Source organism: Candidatus Acidiferrales bacterium (assembly GCA_036514995.1).
In the GTDB taxonomy this organism is placed as follows: Bacteria; Acidobacteriota; Terriglobia; order Acidiferrales; family DATBWB01; genus DATBWB01.
In genome coordinates, this window is the sequence record DATBWB010000044.1 from 1 (window position 1) to 3,277 (window position 3,277).

The following is a 3,277-nucleotide window of genomic DNA, read 5'->3' on the forward strand; positions in this document are numbered from 1 at the left end:
GTCTACAAGGCGACCACGCATCACCAAGACACCAGCCTTGGCCAGCTTGTGGATATACTGGGGGCTTGTGCTGCGATGTTTGGCGTACTGCGCCTGGGTCATCAAGATTGGTTTCATTTGATCGCCCATCTTTGTCGTGACCTCACACGTTCGCTGGTATACTGTGATCGAGGAGGCAAACCGCGTTCAGCAAGAGGAGAAATCACCGTAAGCGCACCACCCACCTTCCGGGACCGGGTGCTCGGAATTCGTTCTACAGGCATCCGTCGCTGGAGGAACTTATGGCCGAGCAGGGCACCGGTCCAATCACCGACGTTTCTGCCCTACATGGCGATTTCTGGCCCGAAGACGAGTCTATAGAGGATTTTCTGGAGGCTCTCCACGAATGGCGCGGCCACAAGCGGACCCCGTCGGGATAACCTCCACTCGACATGCAGCTTGCCAGTGCCGCGTTGCCGGTGTAGATTGGTAGCCATGAGCCCTCTGGAAAACATCGTCGAGGACCTTAAGTCATTGCCGCCGGACAAGCTGGAATTGGCCGCAGATTATATTCATCGTCTTAAGCGGATCAGCCAGGAAGAACGGCGAGCTATTCTCGCCCGCACGGCTGGAAGCCTCTCGCAGGAAACCGCCGACGAGATGGAGAAAGCTATCGAGGAAGGCTGCGAAAGGGTCGATGAAAGCCACTGGTAGCGCCCTCCTGGATACCAACGTCGTAGTTGCCCATCTTCGCCGTGACCCCGATTTAACTGCGCGCCTCGCCGAAGTTACCATTTACCTGCCATGGGTGGTGCTGGGCGAACTCCACTACGGCGCGCAAAGAGCACAACGGCGCGAGGAAGCGGTTACTCAGGTCCGCGACTTTCTGCGAATTGCCGTCCTTCTGTTGCCCGACGAAAACACCGCTGAGCACTACGGCCAACTCAAAGCCGAACTGGTTCAGGCCGGCACCCTCATTCCGGATAATGATCTATGGATCGCAGCGTTGGCTCGTGAGTTTGATTTGCCATTGGCGACCAGGGATCGCCATTTCACAGTGGTTCCGCGATTGAAGACGCTCTCCTGGTAGGGCCGAGCCAGCTTGCACGGCCGAGACTACTGCTCATCAACCTCTCAACCTGTTTTCGAGCCTTGTCGCTGGCCAAAGCGTGCAATCGGGCTACCCTCGGCCCGAAGCACCCAAAAGGTACCAACGCCGCCGGTCTGTTCCATGTTCCGCGTGTTCCACCTGGCTTCCTATATTGTCTTTGTTTAGCGTAAAAGCACATTTTATCAGGACAACGGGAAGAGCGTTGCATTGTTCGGCAGAGTGGGTACTCTGAGGGTGTGACGCAGGAGACGGATTCCGAGAAGATCGCTCGGTTGGAGCGGGAGATCGAGAGGCTGCAAGCGGAGAACGAGCGTCTGCGGCAGGCCTTGGAAGAGGCGCTGCGAGCAGCCAAGCGGCAGGCGGCGCCGTTCTCGCGGCGGCAACCCAAGGCCAATCCCCAGAAACCGGGACGGAAAGCCGGCCCGGAGTATGGCCGGGCCAGTCGGCGGGAGGTTCCGGAGCGAGTGGACGAGGTGGTGGAAGTTCCCCTCCCGACGCAGTGTCCGCACTGTGGGGGCGAGGTGGAGGAGACCGGGGTCGTCTCGCAGTATCAGACGGAGATCCCCTCACCGCGCGTGGAGCGGATCGAGTTTCGCATCCACCAAGGCCGTTGTCGGCGCTGCCGGCAGACGGTCGCAGGGCGGGATCGGCGACAGGCCTCGGCGGCAGTGGGCAGCGCGGCGTCGCAGGTGGGGCCGCGGGCGGTGGCGCTGGCGGTGCAGTTGAACAAAGGGTTGGGGCTGCCGTACGGCAAGACGGCGGCGGTGCTGGAGCAAGGCTGGGGGCTGCGGGTGAGCCGGGGCGGGCTGTGCCAGGCGATCCAGCGGGTGGCGCGGAAAGCCGAACCCACCTATGCAGTGCTGCGAGAGCGGATTCGCGCCGAACCCAGCGTGACGCCGGATGAGACGGGCTGGAAAGTGGGAGGCCAACTCTGGTGGCTGTGGGCGTTCAGCAGTCCGCAGATGACGGTCTATGCGATTCAGCCGGGGCGCGGGTTCGAGCAAGCGGCGACGATTTTAGGAGAGGGATTCGACGGGTTTCTGGTGCGGGACGGCTGGAGTGTCTATCGGCAGTTTGGGAAGGCCGTGCACCAGACCTGCCTGGCGCATCTGCTGCGCCGTTGCCGGGAGATGCGGGAGGTAGCGGGAAGGCGAGGGGCGCAGTTTCCGGGCGCGATCCAAACCCTGTTGCAATCTGCGCTGGACCTGCGAGACCGCCGCGACCGGGAGCAGATCAGCGTGCACGGACTGGCCGTGGCGCGAGGTCAACTGGAAGCGCGGCTGGACCGAGTGCTCCAGAGGCGCACGCGCTCCCCAGCTAACCGGCGCTTGTGCAACCACCTCTGGCGGGAGCGAGAGGCCGTGTTTACGTTCCTGTATTGTCCCGGATTGGAGGCGACCAACTGGCGGGCCGAACAAGCCCTCCGCCCGATGGTGGTGACGCGCAAGGTCTGGGGAGGAAACCGCACGGCCAGAGGAGCTCGGGCGCAAAGCATCTTACTCAGCGTTCTGCAAACGTGCCGCCAGCACCAGCGGCCGGTGCTACCGCTGCTGGAGCGCTTCCTCTGTTCCCCTCGACCACGGGTGTTGGATTTGACGCCCCCACGCCGCCTTTCACGCTAAACAAAGACCACTGCGGAAGCACACAGAAATCAGAAAAGGATGGAGGTGTTTTTCTTCTGGTTTCTGAATTCTTTTTCTCTGTGTCTCCGTGTCTCTGTGGCAGAAAACTACGCCATCTGCGGATGAGACGTTATTCCTTTACAGTACATACTGTTCGATGGCGCGGGCTACGCCGCCGGAATCGCAATCGAGCGTAACAGGCCAGCCTTCCTGTTTGAGACGCTCCTCTGCGTTGCCCATCACGACCGGTATCCCGGCGAACCGGAGCATCTCCAGGTCGTTGTAATTGTCTCCGATCGCCAGGATCTGCTCCCGAGGAATCCCACGGAACCGGCTCCAGTACGCAAGCGCGTGACCCTTGGAACAATCCCCGCGGATCACATCCTGGATCGAGAAATTGCGGGCCGGGTATTCGGTCCGCAACAGACGGAAGGGCCGTTCCAATGCCTCGTTGCTGTAATCCGAGCCGCGACCGCCCTGCCTGCCCTGATCCCGCAAGGGCGGGACGAAGGAAGCGAAGTCGAAGGGACCGTAAGGGAGCGGTCCCAAACTGTCCTTGAGACCG

At 61.5% G+C, this 3,277-nt stretch carries 5 protein-coding genes; 3 read left to right on the forward strand and 2 right to left on the reverse strand.

Translation table 11 applies throughout. The features are described from left to right. Window positions 1-323 precede the first annotated feature (323 nt). A complete protein-coding gene (locus VIH17_03185; protein ID HEY4682235.1) occupies window positions 324-476 on the reverse strand; it encodes a hypothetical protein in 153 nt (50 codons plus the stop codon). Here VIH17_03185 and VIH17_03190 point away from each other — a divergent pair. The 3 genes from VIH17_03190 (at window position 475) to VIH17_03200 (ending at window position 2,712) form a co-directional block, all read left to right on the forward strand. Beyond that, on the forward strand, window positions 475-693 hold the full coding sequence (locus VIH17_03190; GenBank protein HEY4682236.1) for a hypothetical protein: 219 nt from the start codon (window positions 475-477) through the stop codon (window positions 691-693). The genes VIH17_03185 and VIH17_03190 overlap by 2 nt on opposite strands. Then, entirely contained in the window at window positions 677-1,069 is a 393-nt protein-coding gene (locus VIH17_03195; protein ID HEY4682237.1) for a PIN domain-containing protein, read from the forward strand. The genes VIH17_03190 and VIH17_03195 overlap by 17 nt, the downstream gene beginning before the upstream one ends. Window positions 1,070-1,326: 257 nt before the next feature. Continuing rightward, window positions 1,327-2,712 carry an IS66 family transposase gene (locus VIH17_03200; protein HEY4682238.1) on the forward strand — a complete coding sequence of 462 codons (1,386 nt, stop codon included), beginning with the start codon at window positions 1,327-1,329 and terminating at the stop codon, window positions 2,710-2,712. Between the two features lie 138 nt (window positions 2,713-2,850). Here VIH17_03200 and VIH17_03205 read toward each other — a convergent pair. Continuing rightward, on the reverse strand, window positions 2,851-3,277 hold a 427-nt coding region (locus VIH17_03205; protein ID HEY4682239.1), incomplete at its 5' end, for an HAD hydrolase family protein.